The sequence below is a fragment of the Niastella sp. sgz303648 genome (assembly GCF_059587045.1).
Genome location: NZ_JCAPSW010000003.1, coordinates 1 through 19,118 on the forward strand (window position 1 = coordinate 1; position 19,118 = coordinate 19,118).

Below are 19,118 nucleotides of genomic sequence, written 5' to 3' on the forward strand. Positions count from 1 at the left end.
ACCAAATACTTAGAAGGTGTAAAGAAGGTGGTAAAGAAAGGTAAACAAAGTATGTCTTAAGATTGAAAAAACTTTACAGATGATACTACGGGCCTTGACGCAATACCACCTGGCAAAGCATTACTCATTCATTTTTTCGAACCGCGCCATCTCTTTTCATAAAATTTTTACTATTTTCATAACCCATTTTGCCTGATTTGACCTGCGTAACCACGTTAGTACCCTGGTGTAGCCGGGAAGCCAGGGCGTAAAGCAGTTTATAGTTTGAGGTTTGTAGTTTGTGGTTCTTTCGGTGAATCATACTATGCAATTTTGATCCTGTTTCAGCTTTAAGGTGCGGAAAGATTATAATGAATTTTCAAAGCGCGGCAGCAACAATAAACTTCAAACCAAAAACCAGAAACACAATTTATCGCGGTAGCAACCATAAACCCCGTCCGACCGGGTCATCCGGGCGGGCACAAACCAGAAACAAAAACCCCGGCACTCGTTTTTTATCATTATTCAAAACCTGCTTGTAATGAATCTTACTTTAACCGAATACCAACTGGCAAACGAGAAACAAAAACAGGACCTGATCCGCTATATCGAAAAATTTCGGCCCGACCTTCGCTTCGAGTCGTTTCTTGCCGACTGCTATTACAATTTACCCCGCTTCAGCTTTGCGCCGATTGAAATGAATTTTATTTACATCCCCGGAGGCAGGTTTACTATGGGCCTCAGTAAAAGTGAAGAACAGGCTGCCAGAAAAATTTGTGATCCCCTGCCCGTGCCGCTCTCCGAATTGCGACCGGTACGCGAAGTGCAGGTTGAAAGTTTTCTCGTTTCTGAAACGCCTTTTTTGCACCGGCATGCGCTGACTATGCTGGTACATCATAATGATTATATCCTCACAGATTATCCGGATGACCATTTTGCATGTGAATTTGAAACTGCCCAAACACTGGCCACTACATTGCAAACCGAACTGCCCCGTGAATACCAGTGGGAATACTTTTGTCGCGGTAATACCAATACGCTGTTTTGTTTTGGCAATTCCCTGCCCAATCAGGAGGAACTTTCGAAGTGGTTTCAAACTTATGATAAAGATCTGTCTGCAGTAAAAAGGAACAACTTCGGTTTGAGCTGTTTATTTTGGTCAGAATGGTGCAATGATTTTTTTCGATCTCATCCTTTACGAAATGCAAAAGGCAACTCCCGCATCCGTTTGATCAGGGGAGGCGCCGCCGATTGCTGGCCATGGGAAAGTAATGAGTGGATAGGTTGTGTATCGGCCAAGCGTACTCCCGCTACCTGGCTCATAGAAGATGAAGCATCTTTTCGGTTAATCATTAACCTGAATACAGAAAATAAAGTTTTCCGATGACAGATATACATTTTAACGGAATAACATATAAATGAATTAATGGGATTGTGGAATAATACCGGCTTGTACAAATTTAATATAAGCACGCAGGCCAATTCGGTAGTAACGCTTACTTCGCAACAGAATATCAATTACAGTGAGATAATATTTAATTAGTGACCTGATTCTTTTCTACACTTAATTTAAAGCCTCCCGATGAACCAGGAGGCTTTAAATTTTTAATGCGGCACACCCGTTTTTGCCTGAATCGCCTTATACACCCCATCCCACAACTCAATCCGTTTTTGTAATGATTCAATAATCGCAGTCTCCGCCTCGTGCCAGTATTGCTCATTCGTTCCGCAAAGTTCACTGGTCATTTGCAGTGCGAGGTGCGAATGATGATCGCCATCTACTTCAATATGCCGTTCGAGGTAATATTTGAAAACCGAAATGCTATCGGGGAATTTTTTATTCAGATCATTGATGATAGATAAAAACATGTTAGGGATCAGATCTTCCCGGCCAAAGGTGAAAATAGCCGATTGCAGATAAGCTTTGTTGCTGCCAATGACATCGAAGGTGAAGTTTACAAACTCCCTGGCTTCTTTAGGCGTGCCGGCTGCAACAAACGCTCTGTTCAGGTCGTTGGTTTGCCGTAATACCGATATAAAAGTATCTGTTTTCGCGGTATCCGCACCGCATTGGTGCATGGCATCGAGGTACAATTCAAAATGGCTTTTGCGGTTGCCAAAAGCATCAACATCACTTTCTTCACCAATTACTATTTCGTTTATAAGGTATCGGGTATCGGCCGATCCTTTGGGAAACCAGGGAACCGTTGTACAGGTGAGGTTGTTTTGTAGTGCTTTTAACAAGCTCATAAAATCCCACACTGCAAACACATGATACTGCATGAAAATTTTCAGATCATCGATATCATTAATAACGGAATATACAGGATGGTTGATAATTTGTTGCCGCAGAGGCTCTGTTGTCGCTTGTAATTGTTGTAGTTGTTTGTTCATGTTTTGCCTAATAAAGGGGGCAAAAGTAGGGGATTATGAGTAAAATAGTGAGCCATCCACCACCCGGCCGATGGCCCACTTTATTATATTAATCCTGCACCTGCGCATACACGCCTCTGTCTACAGTAATATGTAACCGCTGTATAAACCCCGGCATATCAAAACCCTGCTTTTTATACTCGGCCTGCACTGTTTCTTTTGCTTTGGCCAGGGCTTCTTTGCTTTGCCATAATGCTACGGTTACACAAACCAAATTTCCGTTTTCGTCGGTGTATTCATATGCTGCATCTTCAATAAAACCGGGTAAGGTTTTAATCATGGTTCTGTTTACGTGCACTCTTTCTTTGAACTCCTGTATGGCCGCAGCAGGCACTACAAATTTGTCGATAAAATTTACGGCATCTTTGGGCGCCTTTTTGTTCCTGAGCTGCGATGCATCAGCAGGTAACACATCGATCGATTGTAAAAAACCCAGCCGATCAGTTAGTGCATAGGTGCTGATAACCTTTCCATCTTTTAATTCATACACCGCCATTCCTTCATTGGTAATGGTTTTACCCGTTGCAGGAAAATTGGTGAATTGTGCAATATGCGTTCCCTGCCATTTCCACCGTACGGCTACTTTGTTGCCATCGCTTACCATGTCTTCAATATGCCACTGAATATCAGGGAAGGCTTTGATCAGGGGTAGCAACGGTTCTTCAAAAGCGGCAGCGCCTTTTTTGCCCTGTCCGCGGGTGTAGTCGTCTGATATAAACTGATTCAGCAATGACAGGTTCTTCTTATTTAAACATTGTTCGTACAGGTTTTGTACAACTTCTTTGTTGGTTTCAATAGCTATCATATTCATCTCCTTGTTTTTATTGTTTTTGTAATTCGTTTGTGTTGTTTGAGCGCCGGTCATACCGGGAATGAGCAGGGTCATTGCCAGTATTTTTGAGAAGGATGGTTTCATGTGTTTCTGATTTACCACAAAACTATACCGGCCGCCGGGGGTGGAATTGTAAAAATTCATTGATTTTGGGGTAGGAGCGTATAAAGAAATTCTTTGGCTATGAATAGGAGAAAACAGATACTTCACGAACCGGCCAATATCAATAAAACCGGGCGGCCCTGCTCCGGCTTTTACGTTGAAAGATACAGCCGGTAAAAATGTGTCCCTCAGCAATCTTAAAGGGAAGGTGGTGTATATCGATTTCTGGGGCACAACCTGCGGCCCCTGCTTATATGAAATTAAAAATTTCGCATCCCAAATACACGAAAAATATAAAAACAAAGAGGTGGTTTTTGTGAATATATGCGTTGACGCAAAAGAAAAAGAATGGAAAGAAAGTATTACAAAACTGAAATTAGATGGTATTAATCTGCGTGCAGAAGGCTTTTCGGCCAATCCTGTTTGTAAAGCGTATAATGTAAATGCGGTTCCTCATTATATATTAATCGATCAAAAAGGAAATATTGTAAACAATAACGCCGGAAGAATGGAAGAGTTATCAACCGTGATTGAAAATCAAATAGATAAACTACTAAAATAGAAAACCGCGCCACGGCCCTTTACCGTCTTGAAAGAAGGGCCCTGGCACGGTTAATTTTCCTGGAATTTTATAAAGCTAAAAACTTCAAAACCTGTTAAAATTTAAAGAACCACAAACTACAAACCTCAAACTACAAACTGCTTTAAATCAACCCCACCTCTGCAGCAATACCCATAATCTTTATCAGCGCTTCAACTTTATCTGCGGCATCCTGAACAATACCGGCCACCCGTTGCAGTTTTACTACAGATGCTTTTATTTCTGCGGTCAGTTGTTTTAATGGCAATGCATCGTTGTTTAATGCATCGATCATGGCATCGCGGGTTTCATTGATCAATGCCCTTTCGATATTATTAAGATGTATGATCAGCGGGTCGAGCTTGCGACGTTCGGCATCGGTAAGATCGGGATTGCTTTTTTCATCAATCACTTTTTCTTTGGCATTTTGTATAAACTTCAGCGTGGTTAATATTTCTGTGTTCATGAGCGGTTGGTTTTTGAATTATCAATTTCACGAATGGTTTGTTTGATGTCTTTTACCTGTTCAACAAGCGCTTTCACTTCGGCCTTCATTTCCTTCAGCGTTTTCTTTGTTTGTATCTCAGTTAAAAGTGCCGCATGCGCTTGTCGTAATTGCTGCGTGGCCACAACGGTTTCATCGCGCAGCTCTTTTACTTCGTCGATCTGTTTCTTTAAACCCAGGTAATGGTTATAGCTGTTCTCGGCAAATGGCTTATTGGCTGTATTACCATAATAGTTTTTAAAATCGGCCCTTATTTTGGTTTCCATGGCCACGATCAATGCATTTAAATGGGTTGTTTGTAAAAACTCCAAAAGGTTTTTTGTCATTTCATTGATCAGGGCATCTGCCTGTGGAACAAACTTTTTAATTTCTTTTGCCTGTTTGATCTTTATGTATTGGGTGCCTGCTAAAACAATAAGTTTTTTAACGGCCCCGCCTATGCCCGTAGGTAGCGGCGCAGTGCCACTGATTCCATTGTAGATGGTAATAAGCGAATCGATATCGGTGCCAAATGTTTTTGCCTGCTGCTCCAGGTCGGCAGCATGTTTGTCGGATGATAACAGCATAAGCGACTGGGCATACTTGTCGATAATTTCAAACGTAATATCTACTTTTTGCGTAGCGTTGAAATCGCCAACAAGGTCGCTGTATACACTATCTAATTCGGGTACTATATTGCGGGGGTCACTTAAGCCGGCTGCAAAATACACACCGCTTTGACGGCGTATATCGCACAACTCGCTTAATATTTTACTGGGATAGGCCGAGAAGTTCTTACTCGTTTCGGCAAACTGATTTACACTTTTAATTTGTGTGGTGGTTAGCGTAGCGCATGCCGTTAACAGCAAACATAAGGCTACATAAACAATCGATTTTCGCATACACTGATTTTTGACAAAAATCGATTGTTAATGATAGCAGAACAACCGTGTTATCACGGTATTTCCCCTGAGTTTATACGCAATATATTATATAGCAGGGTGTGTGTGCTCCTCTCCCCTTCAGGGGAGAGGCTGGGTAAGGGGCTACCATACCTGGTATACTTCACGCGAACCCGTTAAATACATGTCGGTATAACCGGCCATTTTCTCTTTCATTTTTTTTACGGCCTCCGCATCCTTACTATACTTCTCCCAGCTTTGCTCGTACGCAGATAAATTTTCATACTGGCTTACCATCACCACCCGGTTATACTGGCCTGTCATATCGGTCATAATGTTAACCAGCTCAACGTTATCGGCCATGGCTTCTTTAAACAACTTTGCCAGCTTTGAGGCGTTGCCGGGCTTGCATACAAAAATGTCGTGAACAATGATCATAACTGTAGTTTTACCATAAGTTACTACAGTTACATAATAACATCCAAAAGCAATAAGCAAATAACAGCTCGTAAACATGAGAAAGCACAGAAGCAGGTAATAAATTGACAATAATCAATTTTAAAAAGGCAGATGTAACTTTTGCCAGGTGGTTATTTAAGCAGCGGTATGTTCAAACCCTGCCGCAGGGTTTTATAAATTTCTGTAGCTGTACAAACTGCCGGCATTACTTCAGCGAAGGCATTTCATGCACTATTTTAACCATTGAATGGTAAAAATCAGCACACACTCACAACAACGTATCGAACCGTATTTGAAACAGCCGTATCTCTTCCGAAATACCATAAGTGCAGGTGAGCGAAAATTTATTAAAAGGCGAGATGATGAAACCCGGTCCGTAGGATATATGCATTTTGTTCGACTCTTCGCCGGGCATCCAAACACGGCCCTGATCAAAAAAACCAACAAGGCCTATTCGGCCATTCACCAGGTGCGTATGAAATGGGGTAATAAATCGCAGTTCATTATTATTGTAAAAAGATGTTTGTCCCCAGAACCTTTCTCTGCGGTAGGCCCGTAAGGTTTTTGGTCCGCCGATGATGGCATGCTGGTAATACCGGCCGTTGGTCAGCACATCATCGTTCACAATGGTTGCGCCTCCGGCGCGTATGGCAAGCGAAAGGCGTTTGGTAAACGGAAAATATGCCTGCAGCCTGGCATCATATCTTTGAAACAATTTCTTCTCGGTGAAATTGTTGCTCAGCGCACCGTTCACGATAAAGCTAAACCCCTTCATGGGCACTATGGAGTCATCAACAGATACATAAGAGTAAGTTAACTGTAAGGTTCCATATTGAACCGGCATAAATACAGCAGGGGTGGTCGAAAACACTTTCGACACATATCGATCGGTGTCGTTTCTGCTTCTTACCCTTTGATAATACGCATACACGCCCACTGTGTTTTTACCAAACGTGCGATACAGGTTAGCACCTGCAAACCATTCTTCGGCACGCAATCTGTTATAGTTGAGACTGCGGGTTACAAACTTTGTTTCGTTGCCAGTGCCAAAATAGTTCGTCCACCGTATAGCATCATACTCTGCCTTTAATCCCAGATTCCATTGACCAATTATATTCGGGTATAAGGCCCCTACCGATGCACTAAACGCATTTTGTGAAATGGAGTAATGCAGGGCGGCAGTATACTGGCTGGCAAATGGGTCTCTGCGCCATTTATAGGTTCTGTACCGGTAGTGAATACCTGCATAAATGCGATCTTCACGACTATAATAAATTATGGGGAAAAAACCCTTTTTGTTATAATTGAACCATTCATAATTCCATTGGTGGATGGAGGTATCTGAAGATATATGCATTTTGGCAGATGCAGTTTGAAATGTATTATCTGCATCATCATACACGTGTACGGCATGCCCTTTCTGCAGCACCGAATCTTTACCAGGGCCTCCAATAATGCGAATGGTTATTCCCGGCGTATGATCGATTACATTATAAACATCATTACCACCAATGCCAAACAACCGTATCTCATTTGTTTCGCGGGCATTGAATGTTCTTTGATACCAGGGGGTATTTTCTTTATGACCTTCCTTGTTTATGCGGTAAACGGTAACAACTGTTTCACTGTTGCCTGCAGTGTGAACGTCGAAATATTCCTGCTTTTTGCTTCCAACCACTTCTACTTCGCGGGCAATAAACATATAATACTCTGTAGCAAAACGCACCAGTTGATCACGGCGCGATTTTAATTTTTCAATCAGTACTTTACCAGCCGCCGCAAACACTTCGGGCGGCAATTGCTGAACAGATTGTGATATCACTGTATCGGTCAGTGCATCCTGTAAGTATTTTGCAGCATTTATCCAATCGGTAAGCGTAAGCGCATTGGTAAAAAGCCGGTCCATATCCTTTGTTTCTGTACTCAACACCTGAATGTCTTTAACACGGCAGTTGAAGTTTTGCATAAAGGGCACTTTTGCTGCGTGTATTACGATATCGATCAGCAATCCGTTGTGAACAAAAAATGCCTGGTCACGGTCGCGGGGTACCGGCACATACCATATTATGTTGGAAGAATCTTTTACACCCCAGCTCCAGTTACCTTCGTGCCGGTCCCAGTCGCCGATGAGCATATCGAACAAGCGCGATTTTAAATATTGTTGCTGGTCTGTTTTAGAGCCATGATCTTCTTTCAGTTTTTCTATTACTTCTTTGGTGCTGAGAAAGCTGGTGAAATTGCCAAGGTTATCTGCTTCGCGCCAGTCGCCATCGGGTTTTTGTTCAAACAGGTAAAGTTTATCGCCATACACAGCATTGAAAGTATCTAACGCAGCCTGTTTAGGCACATATACCAGCTTTGGCAGGGTATGGTAAATACCGGCATTTTGCGACATAACAGCAACAGCAAATGCACCGTAGGGGTGGCTCATAGAAATGCCATCATCTACAATATCTTCCAAAAAAGTGCCTTTAGCAGTCGCAGGCACTACATCTTCTCTTGATTTATTAATGGAACGAAGTGCGTATTCTTTGCCGGCGGCAGATCGCAACCGCAGCGATTTTGTTTCGTTACCCCCTCCGGCTTTATAAGGTGTTATTCCTCCTTCGACCCTGTTGAGCCATAATACAGGCACGCGAACAGGGGTGGCCCATTCAATTCGATGATTACGCCCCCATAACCGTTGAAAAAATGCTGATCGCATAAAGGAACCGTTCGCAACTACGGTTCTATATGTAGAAGTATCAGTTACAACCTGTTGAGCAGTGTTGTTGATTGAAATTAACAGAAGGGTTAAGCATATACAAAACCTGACATGGCAAAGCATAAAAAAAGATAATATAAAATTGTGCCAGGGGGTAAGAAAATAGGCAATGGGCAATCAATGTCGTTTAGTTAAGGATTTTTGTTTCTCGCAAAAACGCTCCCGCCATGGCAGGACAAAGTTGATCGCTTCGCGATCTTTAAGAATGCTAAGAAAAAGTTTTGTCCCGCCATGGCGGGACCCCTTTGCGCGTGGCATTCTTTCCTGCGGCACCCCGCCGTTTTCAGAATTGTTCATCGTATATTAGTAACCGAATTTTATCCTGATGAACAATATCAAAATGCGCATTGTACTGATACCTGTCTTTTTAATGTTATTTATACATGCATCCAAAGGCAATCAGTTACCCAAACCTGCAATTAAATCACTTTCTTCTTTTCAAATTACCTCGTTAAGCACTTTATGCAAAGTTTGGGGCCTTTTAAAATACTATCATCCCAATGTTGCCAAAGGCCAGTATGACTGGGACAGTGTACTTATAGCTAAAATGCCTGCTTTTATAACTGCCATTAATTCAAAAACTGTAGATAATATTGTTTCGGCCTGGTTGAATGAATTAGCACCGGTGAACAATTGCCCAACCTGCGACAGCGATACAGCCAAAAAATTCTTTGGCAACCTCGACACATCGTGGATGGAAACCAGCGGCTTTTCGCCGGATGTTATCACTCAATTAAAATACATTCAACACAACCGCCATCAGGGCAACAATTTTTATTTTGCCAATGCGCCGGGGCAGGGAATTAAAATAACCAACGAAAAGTCATATACCAGGGCGGAATATCAATATCCTTCGGCGCCATACCGGTTGCTTACGTTATTCAGGTACTGGAATATTGTAAACTACTTTTCGCCCTATAAATATATTACTACCCAAAAATGGCCGGCCGTATTAAATGAATTTATTCCTTTGTTCTATAATGCCGCCGATACGTTGCAATACCAGGTTTGTATGATAAAAATGATCGGCGCACTCAACGACGGACATTCGGCTCTTACCTGGTCGCCCACTCTTTCAAATTTTTTCGGAAAATATAGCATCACCGCATTTCACTGCAGCATTGTTGAAGACAAGGCAGTGGTAACATCAATTTTCAATGAGGCTTTATGTAAAGAACAGGGAATTGCGCTGAACGATGTAATAATTTCAGTTGACGGCGAAACCATTGCAGCGCGCATCAAAAAATATTTACCTTTTATTAATAATGCTTCCAATGAAGCGGCTGCCGGTGAATGCCTTTCGTCACAATACCTGTTTACCGGGAACGACAGCCTTTGCCATGTTGTTAAACTAACAGCAACACAAACGCAGCAACTTATCATAAAAAGATATGAAAAATATCAGCCGTTAATCGAACCTGAAACAAAAGCATGGAAAATAATTGACGGCAACATCGGCTATGTGAATATGGGTGTGTTGTTGCCAAAAGATGTGCAAATGATGATGGATTCGCTGACCAACACCAAAGGAATCATTTTCGATGTACGCAATTATCCGCACGATTCATGGATGAATGTAACGGCACGGTTATCGTGCAATAAATTTCAAATGTGCAGAATGAGTTATCCTGATAATAATTATCCTGGTGTGTTTAAATATCTGCCCGACCGTTCTTTTGGAAGTGATAATACCAACTGCTACAAAGGGAAAGTGGTAATACTGGTAAATGCGCTTAGTAAAAGTCATGCTGAATTCACCGTTATGGGTTTGCAGGCTGCCGCCAAAACCACTACCATAGGAAGCACCTCAGCAGGCGCCGACGGCAATTTTACAGAGTGGATTGCATTGCCGGGAGGTTTTCGTACAAGATTCTCAGGCCTTGGTATTTATTACCCCGATGGCACCGTGGCGCAACGCAAAGGTGTTAAAATTGATATTGAATGCAAACCTACTATCAAAGGAATATTATTGGGCAAAGATGAGTTGATAGAAACTGCGGTGAAAACAATTAACAATAGCAATAAGTAAAATGAATGGATGAAAAAAATACTGTAATTTGTATATCCTATTATGAAGTACCAGGAAATTACGCCCGGCGAACGTTTAAAGCCTTACATCAGGTGCTATTATTTTTTCGAGTCTGATAATTGCACAGCACTTGAAGATATTGTATTTCCCAGTGGACACATGGAAGTTATATTCAATCTGGGCCAGGGTATTTGGGAGTCGGCGGTGAATGATGTATTTCATAAAACGCCGCCTGTTGAATTATGGGGGCAAATTACGCGGCCATTGCCTGTTCGTTCACATGGCAAACTTCAAATGCTTGGAATAAAATTCTATGCACATTCAGCAGCCTGCTTTTTCAGGGAACAAATATGGGAATTTAACGATCAGGTTGCTGATGCCCGTGATCTGCTGGGCAATACACTAAACACTTTGCATGCACAGCTGATAGAAATGAAACCATTGAATAAAAGAATTGAGCTGATTGAAAATTACCTGTTGAACAGGTTGATGGCAGCAGAAAAAAATATCAACAGAATTGCAATGGTTGGTCAAATAGTGCAGGAGTTGCAACAGGATACAACGGGCGAAAATATTAAGTCCATTGCCTCAAAATATGAAATAACACCCCGCTATTTGCAAAAACTGTTTTTACAATACACCGGTGTTACGCCAAAATTCTATCATAAAATAAACCGGTTTCAGCTGAGCCTGAAACTGATAACCAAAAAGCAGGATTCTTTAACCTCCATTGCCTACGATTGCGGATATTTTGATCAGTCGCATTTCATACGTGACTTCAAATCATTTACAGGCGTTACCCCATCTGATTACACGGCTGCTTCTTTTCCGGTGTCTGTTGCGCTTACCAATAGCTGAGCTTTTTTTATCAACAAAAAAAGCCTGCATTTTTGTTGCAGGACTTTTACTTTTTTGAATGCCACTTAATTAGCAAACAGGTTGTTTTCGGCGCCAAATGCATGATCAATTATGATCTTCCATGAGCCATCGGGTTGCTGTTTCATTACTTCAATACCTTTTGCACTGATCTTCACTTCATTGTTATCTGTTATGTTCCATTCCGATCTTCCCACCGCAATGTTTCCTGTTTGCAGGCAATACACGGTTTTGATTTCCATTTTGCCGGGAATAGCAAGAATGGCTTTTATTGCCTGCCCAAATTTTTCTTTACCCGAAACAGGTTTGCCGGGCTCGGGAACTATTATGCCCGCCACATCATACATACTCATCACAATGTTTGCATCTCCCGTATTAAAGGCATTGGCCAGTGTGGCATGAACATCTTCTGCTTTTGTTGGTAAATTCATGGTGTTTATTTTTTTGGTTTCTACAATTAATCACCACAAAACTATTTCAACACCAGGGCCGCAAATTGTACAAAACGGAACAGCAATGATCAATTGATCGGGCTTGCAGGTGTGCTCACCTGTTTTAATGAGCCCCGCATGTGCGACTTATAGGGTAATACATTTATCCACAATAGCAACAAGTATGTATAGTTGAAATATATTAGCATTATTTTTCATGACTGATATTTGAAAAAGTAATATACTTATACTGGCAACTCTGTTAACGACTTTATAAAAGCCGGTTGCCGCAGGTTACTTTTTCACCTTTCAGGGAATAAAGAAAAACCATTGACCCATAACCTGATGAAGAAAGTATTAAAATATACGGGTTTTACTTTATTAACCTTTATCCTGCTGATACTCCTGTATATCGGCTGTGCGTGGATCCTATCACGATTAACCGTTCAGGCCGAGCCCAATACACAACCACAAATTAGCATATACTTAAAAACAAACGGCGTACATACCGACCTGGTATTGCCGGTAAAAACCGAGCATAAAGACTGGAGCCGCACCATTCCATATTCAAATACACTGAGCCCCGATAGCACCTTTGATTATATCTCTTTTGGCTGGGGCGACAAAGGCTTTTATCTCGAAACACCCACCTGGGCCGACCTCAAAGCAAGCACCGCCTTTAAAGCAGCATTCGGGTTAAGCCAATCGGCTATGCATGCCACTTACTACAGTAAACTGAAAGAAGGGAAGCGCTGCGTAAAGCTTGTTATTGCAAAGGAACAATACGAACGATTGATTACCTACATTGAAAAAAGTTTGCAAACTGATACTGCCGGAACGGCTATTGCCATTGCTACCAGCGTTCGCTATAACAATCACGATGCTTTTTATGAAGCCAAAGGCAACTACAATCTTTTTCATACCTGTAATACCTGGGCCAACGATGGCTTAAAAGCCTGTGGGCAAAAAGCCTGCTGGTGGACGCCCTTTGATACGGGTATATTTCATCAGTACCAATAACTATTGTTCGGTTAAGTATGCCCAAACGTGTTCAAATACGCTTTGGCCGTCATATATTTTAGCCATGAAACTCAGTGACAACCAACGTTTCATGAAAAACTCTCTTTTTTTTGGCATAATAGAATATGCCTTAAGTTGATTAAAACCTATAAAAAAGCCGTAATATCTTTGTACTGTTAAATAGATATCCCGCTTAACGGCACACGCATTAACTGCCGGTTGTTAGCCTTCAACGATTTCACTGCTACTTTGATTAATGTAATTCATCAACGATCTTCTGCCCGGTTGTTCAACGCCATTATTACAACAGTTTAATAACATAAAAACATACAACTATGATAACTATTATTAAATCATTGTTTTTCGACAAAGAACTGGTTGCTCAGATTAAAAAATCGAACACCGACAAAAACTTCTTATATACACAGGTAATAAGCGGTAAAATTACCCTGCAGGAGTATATCGCAGCCAGCTAATATACACTTGTATATGCTACCGGTCATCAACATCCTTTTTTTCCTCCCTTAAACAAGGAGGTTTTTGTATTTATGCGTGCGTAGTGCACTGCTTTATTTGCCCGCAAATATTTGAGTGAAATACAAATTGCCCCTGCTGTCGGCGGTAATGCCAATGCCCGTGAGATTATAGGGGCCTTCGATATTCTGGCGGTGACCGGGGCTTTGCAACCAGTTTTCTACCACTTCTTTTGCAGTAAGGCTGCCAAACGCCACATTTTCTGCAGTAGTAGTAATGCCTCCGATCTGTGATGATATGTTGTTCATTCGTTTTTGAAAACCATTATGTCCAAATGAGGTGCGATGCGCTGCCATGTTATCACTATGCTTTTGGGCCTGGGCACTTATAATACTATTCATTACTAATGCAGGCAGCCTTTTTTTCCGGCGATAATCATTTACATACCCCAGTACATCACTCGCCATTTTTCCACTTACATCAGAAGTTGCGTAGCTGATATCAGGTGTATGACCGGGCGCTGCAGCGGGTTCGGGCCTGGCTTCTCTAAAACTCAAAGACAATAATACAAGGGCGAGGGGAAAAATATGCTTCATACAATAGGATTACGTTGTGATTAACGCCAAATCTATACCATAATGAGATAAAGAATATTTAATATTTGTTAAAACCGGATTATATCGATACGCCATAGCCCACTTTCACTCTGTCCATTACCACATGGGTGTAAAAATGTTTTACATTTTCATTGTCCATTAACCATTCTTTTGAAAATTCTTCATAGTGCTTCATGTCTTTTGTATTAACAATAAGTACAAAGTCGTAGGTACCTGTAACGTAATAGCATTGCATTACCTCGGTACATTTATGCATGGTTGCTTTGAATTTATCTATTGACTTTGAATTTCCTTCGGCTAATATTACATCAACTACACAAGTAATACCAATGCCGGCTGCCAATGGCGAAATAACAGATACGTCTGCTTCAATAATTTTCTCATCCCTTAATCTTTTTAATCTTCGCTGTACTGCGCTTGAACTCAGATTCACCAATTCGCCCAACTCGTCGGCCGTGATTTTATTGTTTTGTTGTAAATGCCTTAGCAGCATTTTATCGTGCTCATCCAGCTCCTGCATTTTTTCGTCGTTTTGGGTTAGAAAATCGCTTAAAAAAATACCTTATCAAATTTATTTGCAAAAATCCTGCGTGCAGCCTTTGGTAGTTTTGCATTCAGGGTTTAAAAATAAAGCATCCGGAGCTTTACCTGAATAAATAATTATATCAATCATGAATAGAATTTTTTCAAATACAGAAATTGCTGCATTCAGAAATGATACAGATGGTTGCAAAAATGTAATTCATCTTAACAATGCCGGTGCAGCACTAATGCCCAATGTAGTAACGCAAAGTATTTTAGAACATATAAAATTAGAATCTCAAATAGGGGGTTATGAGGCTGCTGCCCTGCAGGCAAATGCCATTCAGCAATTTTACGAAATGGCAGCCCGGCTGATAAACTGCAAAGCCCCGAATATTGCTTTTACTTCCAGCGCTACCGATTCCTATACGCGTGCATTATCGTCGATCCCATTTCAACATGGCGATATCATTCTTACAGATAACGACGATTTTATTTCCAATCAGATCCAATTCCTTTCATGCGGCAAAAGATTTGAAACTGAAATCGTAAGAATAAAAAATGCACCGGAAGGAGGCGTTGACCTCAACGACCTGGAACAAAAGCTCACACAACTGCAGCCACGCTTACTGGCCATCACGCATATTCCAACCAACTCGGGTCTGGTACAACCGGTTAAAAGCATCGGAGAAATTTATGGCCGCTATATAAAAAATCATGCAGATAAAACCTGGTATATTTTAGATGCCTGCCAATCTATTGGGCAAATGAAACTGGATGTGCAGGAATTACAGTGCGATTTTTTAAGCGTCACCGTCAGAAAATTCTTAAGAGGCCCAAGAGGCACCGGATTTTTATACATTTCCGATAAAGCACTTGCGTATGGCCTGGAGCCTTTGTTTATTGATATGCGCGGGGCAGAATGGATTGAAAAAGACAAATACCAACCACGGGCCGATGCCATGCGGTACGAAGATTGGGAGTTTGCCTATGCGCTTGTATTGGGTACAAAACAGGCCATTGAATATTGTTTGCAAATTGGAGAAGAAAAGATCTGGCAGGAAATAAAATTACTATCCGGCTATATGCGCCGGGAGTTATCTGCGATAAATAAAGTAAGAGTTTTAGACCACGGACCTGAAGTTGGCGGATTGGTTACTTTCACTGTTAAAGGTTCGGAACCTAAATTCCTTTGCAACGAATTATTAAAGCGAAAAATTAATGTAGTGCCCAGCTACCGGAATTTTGCAGTGATTGATTTTGATGAAAAACAGGTGGAGTGGGCCATTCGCGCCTCGCCACATTATTATAATACCACAGAGGAAATTGACGTGTTTATTAACGCAGTAATGGAAATTGTGCAATAACAAATGTAATCCAGGCACTAAGCAAATAGCTCAAAATTTAGAGTTACCAAAAGAAAGGATGTGGTCGCGGTTCCACCATGATAAAACAACATGTTTAAATTCGCTTCCATAACTATTGCGCAATTCATTGGCCAGGGCAATAGGACAGGGGTAGTTCGTGCTCACTTCGCCGTTAACGGTGGTTTGCTGCATCACTGCGGCTATACGGTCGTAGTTCTTATTGTATTTATCGTATGAAAGTTCGTCCCATATCCATAAACCGATGATCATGGCAAGGGTCATGCCGGCCGCCAGCCAGGTAATATTTATAAAAGAGTACAGTCTGCTTTTGAGCAAATTTCTCAGGGCGATTTTGAGATAGTTGGTAAACATAGAATTTAATGTGCTTATGCGCCTTCTGCAATGAATATCAGCATTCTATGTTAAAAAATATGCCAGTAATTAAAATTAAGATTTACAGATAATTACAATATAAAAATCAACAGCGGCTGTTCGTTTTTGATACAATCAATGAACTAATATGGTACATAATTCAACTGTCAGTAAATCGCCCCCTCCACTCGCACCATATGGGTAAAATACATAAAGATTGAATAGGTAGTTAGTTAAAAAAACCGCCAGGCTTTCAGCCTGGCGGGCGGTATGGTCGCTGCAAAAATTTATTCCTCTATAGCAACCAGCTCCGAGGTAATTCCTTTACCTTGCTCTTTAACAATACCAACATCCGGCGCATAAAATTTATACCCAATATCTCCTTTTTCAAGATTGCTCCATTCTTTTGTTTTTAAACAATTCTCATAAGTATTTAATGGAACCCGTACAGTGAGTCCAATAGCTTCAACTTTCGCATTATCCTCGGCTACTCCTGCCGAAAACTCCTGTTGATATGAAATCCCCTGCCGTGGATTGGCAAGCATAATAATTCCGGCCATCGCTCCATTTATGCCAGCTTCCCATGAACCTTCATGATCGCGAATGGTACCATCGGGATTATAATTGTCCGTTTCTTCCCCCATGTACCAAACATTACCCATATTATCCTGGGCATACCAATCGAGGGTGCTTTCTAACAGTACATCATTTAGCCAAACCTTATCGCTAATTACTGCCACATTTATGCTCTGGATTACTTTGCCGGCGTCAATGCGCTGGAGTACATCCCGTTCAAAACCATCCCGGGTTTCGCTTTCAAAAACGTACATCCTTCCTGGTGTTTGATATGGGAAATACCTGTTGGTCAATACGGTGCTATTGGTAAAGTTCTCCGGATTGAAATTTATATCTCCTGTTTTCTTTTCAGATGAGAATTGCATTGACTGGAAAGCACTCTCATTATCACTTACTCCTTTTTTACAGGAAACCATAACGACGAAACATGCCGCCATTATGGGGCAAACCAGTTTTGTTTTCATGATTAGTTGTTTTAATAGTTGCAGCCAAAAATGTACCACCGGGGGAAAGATGCCATATGGCTGAATACAATGTAGTGGAACAGGATTTGTAAATGGGTTATTTCACCGGCCGCAACTTTTCGACCTTTCATCGTGTTTTCAAAAAAATATTCCATGCTCCGCCACAAAAATGACTTACACAAAAAAGGTTGCAATCGCGCATTAACCTTTTTTTTAAACTCGGTCTTACTTTAAGCTTCATCTATGAAAAAAGGCATATTTATCAGTGGCTGCAACGGTTACGTATCAGCTATTCTTGCCGCCAATGGCGAAGAACTGTGGCGCACTAAATTAAGAGAAGGTGTTTTGGGCGGTTCCCGTGGCAACGATCAAACCAATAACCAAACATTAGAATGTAATGGAGATACTATCATGTGCTATGTTTTTTTACCTGAAATCGGATTGATTGGCAGTCCGATGCGTATTCCTATGCTATTTCGCCTAAAACCGGTCTTATCCGAATTAAGATGATTTCCTAAATCGAGCCACTGTATATAAGGTTCAGCATTAATGATTGTTTTATCGTCTTTTCGTGACTTGAATGAAAGAACATATCCTAAACCAACATTGGTAACTGTGGGACCATTCTCCCAAAAGCGGGCATCTCCAAATGCATGTAATGCTGATTTGTTATCTTTTGTAAAGAAATATAAATTTATGTATGCCTTCCAGGATTTTGTCTCTCTATAATTTCCCGTATAGGCATTGTATTTATTTGTAAATTTTCGACTATTGCCATCGTTTTTATCTTCCCGTGTATCCACTAATTCGTATGAATCTAAAGAATCAAGATTATTATCATGCTGATACCCAAAACCAAGATTACCATAGAACGAGAAACGTTTATTCCAATAATAATAATTACCCTCAACCCCGAAGTATGCTGATGCAAAAGAAGTATCAGTTACTTGTTTGTCAAATGTCTTCAAACTATCGTACAGGTAGAATTTTTGTCTGAAAGGATTAATGCGAAAAGTAAACCATGCGAGATGCATGGATTGCCAGGGTGCAGCGAGCTCTAACTCTTTAATTTCGTTTTCAAGCTCCTCTTCATTCTTTTTTCGAAGTCTTTCATATCTTTTTTTATCCTTAACCAAGTAGTTTGCAGAATCAATTTTTCGCTTTAATTCTGCAGAATCGAGTATCAATTTATAAAAAAGGGGTGTTAAAACACGACGCCTTTCATCAGATACCAGGTGATTATTAATTGAATCACGGATGCCTCGCAGCTGAGTTTTAATAGGGTTAATCTCCGCACTTCTCGCATTAATATATGCAGTTGTATAATTTGAATCAAACTGAATTGTACTATTATTAAAGTCGTGTTTGATTTTTGCCTGTGTAATAGCTTCCTGTAAATCAGCAGCATCTTTTTCACTATAATAAAACATGCTGTAACACCTGACATGTATTTTTAAATCAATACTGGTGTTATTATTCAATTTAAAGCCATTAAAAATTTCAGAAACAGAATTATTGACTTTAGCATTCGCATTTAATGATAAAAAGGCACGATTGCCGAGAGACATAGCACCGTTAAAGCCGAGCTTCCCATTTAAAATATCTGCATCAGCATAATTTGATAAAACAGAAGAGTTGGATTGACCAGTGGAAAGCTGTCCAAACGCTTGCCTGATCTTCTTATTTAATGAAGATTTGCTGATATAAACTGTATCATCTTTAATTGAATCAATTTCCAATTCCTTTTTGAACGAAGAAGACAATGGAACCTGAGCTAATGCCTTAAAAAAAATGAATGACATTAATAATGTAGAAATTACTCCCTTCATAGATGT

At 40.8% G+C, this 19,118-nt stretch carries 19 protein-coding genes; 7 read left to right on the forward strand and 12 right to left on the reverse strand.

Annotation, left to right across the window (positions count from 1 at the left end):
• Window positions 1–520 precede the first annotated feature (520 nt).
• Complete coding sequence (locus AC59IL_RS08775; protein WP_496551737.1) at window positions 521–1,366, forward strand: formylglycine-generating enzyme family protein; 846 nt, start codon at window positions 521–523, stop codon at window positions 1,364–1,366.
• 218 nt (window positions 1,367–1,584) lie between these two features.
• On the opposite strand, the gene AC59IL_RS08780 is transcribed toward AC59IL_RS08775, so the two are convergent.
• Both AC59IL_RS08780 and AC59IL_RS08785 read right to left on the reverse strand, forming a co-directional pair.
• Window positions 1,585–2,373 carry a DUF3050 domain-containing protein gene (locus AC59IL_RS08780; RefSeq protein ID WP_496551738.1) on the reverse strand — a complete coding sequence of 263 codons (789 nt, stop codon included), beginning with the start codon at window positions 2,371–2,373 and terminating at the stop codon, window positions 1,585–1,587.
• Window positions 2,374–2,461: 88 nt separating this feature from the next.
• Window positions 2,462–3,328 carry an ester cyclase gene (locus tag AC59IL_RS08785; protein ID WP_496551739.1) on the reverse strand — a complete coding sequence of 289 codons (867 nt, stop codon included), beginning with the start codon at window positions 3,326–3,328 and terminating at the stop codon, window positions 2,462–2,464.
• Window positions 3,329–3,470: 142 nt separating this feature from the next.
• Between AC59IL_RS08785 and AC59IL_RS08790 the strand changes: the two genes are divergently transcribed.
• A complete protein-coding gene (locus AC59IL_RS08790) occupies window positions 3,471–3,908 on the forward strand; it encodes a TlpA family protein disulfide reductase (protein WP_496552501.1) in 438 nt (145 codons plus the stop codon).
• Between the two features lie 142 nt (window positions 3,909–4,050).
• On the opposite strand, the gene AC59IL_RS08795 is transcribed toward AC59IL_RS08790, so the two are convergent.
• From AC59IL_RS08795 to AC59IL_RS08810, 4 genes are all read right to left on the reverse strand, one after another.
• Window positions 4,051–4,392 carry a hypothetical protein gene (locus AC59IL_RS08795; protein WP_496551740.1) on the reverse strand — a complete coding sequence of 114 codons (342 nt, stop codon included), beginning with the start codon at window positions 4,390–4,392 and terminating at the stop codon, window positions 4,051–4,053.
• Window positions 4,389–5,312, reverse strand: coding sequence for a hypothetical protein (locus tag AC59IL_RS08800; protein WP_496551741.1), 924 nt, complete (start codon window positions 5,310–5,312; stop codon window positions 4,389–4,391). The genes AC59IL_RS08795 and AC59IL_RS08800 overlap by 4 nt, the downstream gene beginning before the upstream one ends.
• A gap of 144 nt (window positions 5,313–5,456) precedes the next feature.
• Entirely contained in the window at window positions 5,457–5,750 is a 294-nt protein-coding gene (locus AC59IL_RS08805) for an NIPSNAP family protein (RefSeq protein ID WP_496551742.1), read from the reverse strand.
• A 289-nt stretch (window positions 5,751–6,039) separates the two neighbouring features.
• A complete protein-coding gene (locus AC59IL_RS08810) occupies window positions 6,040–8,475 on the reverse strand; it encodes a BamA/TamA family outer membrane protein (RefSeq protein ID WP_496551743.1) in 2,436 nt (811 codons plus the stop codon).
• Between the two features lie 385 nt (window positions 8,476–8,860).
• Between AC59IL_RS08810 and AC59IL_RS08815 the strand changes: the two genes are divergently transcribed.
• Together AC59IL_RS08815 and AC59IL_RS08820 are read left to right on the forward strand one after the other, a co-directional pair.
• Window positions 8,861–10,564, forward strand: a complete 1,704-nt coding sequence (locus AC59IL_RS08815) for a S41 family peptidase (RefSeq protein ID WP_496551744.1) — start codon at window positions 8,861–8,863, stop codon at window positions 10,562–10,564.
• A 42-nt stretch (window positions 10,565–10,606) separates the two neighbouring features.
• The gene (locus AC59IL_RS08820; protein WP_496551745.1) at window positions 10,607–11,422 is read left to right on the forward strand and encodes a DUF6597 domain-containing transcriptional factor; all 816 of its coding nucleotides are present in this window, start codon (window positions 10,607–10,609) and stop codon (window positions 11,420–11,422) included.
• A 65-nt stretch (window positions 11,423–11,487) separates the two neighbouring features.
• On the opposite strand, the gene AC59IL_RS08825 is transcribed toward AC59IL_RS08820, so the two are convergent.
• Window positions 11,488–11,871: a YybH family protein gene (locus AC59IL_RS08825; RefSeq protein WP_496551746.1), complete on the reverse strand. Its 384-nt coding sequence runs from the start codon at window positions 11,869–11,871 to the stop codon at window positions 11,488–11,490.
• Window positions 11,872–12,216: 345 nt separating this feature from the next.
• On the opposite strand from AC59IL_RS08825, the gene AC59IL_RS08830 reads away from it, so the two are divergent.
• Together AC59IL_RS08830 and AC59IL_RS08835 are read left to right on the forward strand one after the other, a co-directional pair.
• Entirely contained in the window at window positions 12,217–12,891 is a 675-nt protein-coding gene (locus tag AC59IL_RS08830) for a TIGR02117 family protein (RefSeq protein ID WP_496551747.1), read from the forward strand.
• Window positions 12,892–13,226: 335 nt separating this feature from the next.
• Window positions 13,227–13,367 (forward strand): hypothetical protein, encoded by a 141-nt coding sequence (locus AC59IL_RS08835; RefSeq protein WP_496551748.1) that lies wholly within the window; start codon window positions 13,227–13,229, stop codon window positions 13,365–13,367.
• 93 nt (window positions 13,368–13,460) lie between these two features.
• On the opposite strand, the gene AC59IL_RS08840 is transcribed toward AC59IL_RS08835, so the two are convergent.
• Both AC59IL_RS08840 and AC59IL_RS08845 read right to left on the reverse strand, forming a co-directional pair.
• A complete protein-coding gene (locus tag AC59IL_RS08840) occupies window positions 13,461–13,961 on the reverse strand; it encodes a CAP domain-containing protein (protein WP_496551749.1) in 501 nt (166 codons plus the stop codon).
• 79 nt (window positions 13,962–14,040) lie between these two features.
• Window positions 14,041–14,502, reverse strand: coding sequence for an Lrp/AsnC family transcriptional regulator (locus AC59IL_RS08845; RefSeq protein WP_496551750.1), 462 nt, complete (start codon window positions 14,500–14,502; stop codon window positions 14,041–14,043).
• A 151-nt stretch (window positions 14,503–14,653) separates the two neighbouring features.
• Between AC59IL_RS08845 and AC59IL_RS08850 the strand changes: the two genes are divergently transcribed.
• Entirely contained in the window at window positions 14,654–15,871 is a 1,218-nt protein-coding gene (locus AC59IL_RS08850) for an aminotransferase class V-fold PLP-dependent enzyme (protein ID WP_496551751.1), read from the forward strand.
• A 30-nt stretch (window positions 15,872–15,901) separates the two neighbouring features.
• Here the strand turns inward: AC59IL_RS08850 and AC59IL_RS08855 are convergent, their stop codons facing one another.
• The 3 genes from AC59IL_RS08855 to AC59IL_RS08865 form a co-directional block, all read right to left on the reverse strand.
• On the reverse strand, window positions 15,902–16,243 hold the full coding sequence (locus tag AC59IL_RS08855) for a hypothetical protein (RefSeq protein WP_496551752.1): 342 nt from the start codon (window positions 16,241–16,243) through the stop codon (window positions 15,902–15,904).
• Between the two features lie 287 nt (window positions 16,244–16,530).
• Window positions 16,531–17,283 carry a hypothetical protein gene (locus tag AC59IL_RS08860; RefSeq protein WP_496551753.1) on the reverse strand — a complete coding sequence of 251 codons (753 nt, stop codon included), beginning with the start codon at window positions 17,281–17,283 and terminating at the stop codon, window positions 16,531–16,533.
• 416 nt (window positions 17,284–17,699) lie between these two features.
• Window positions 17,700–19,112, reverse strand: a complete 1,413-nt coding sequence (locus AC59IL_RS08865; RefSeq protein ID WP_496551754.1) for a hypothetical protein — start codon at window positions 19,110–19,112, stop codon at window positions 17,700–17,702.
• Window positions 19,113–19,118 lie beyond the last annotated feature (6 nt).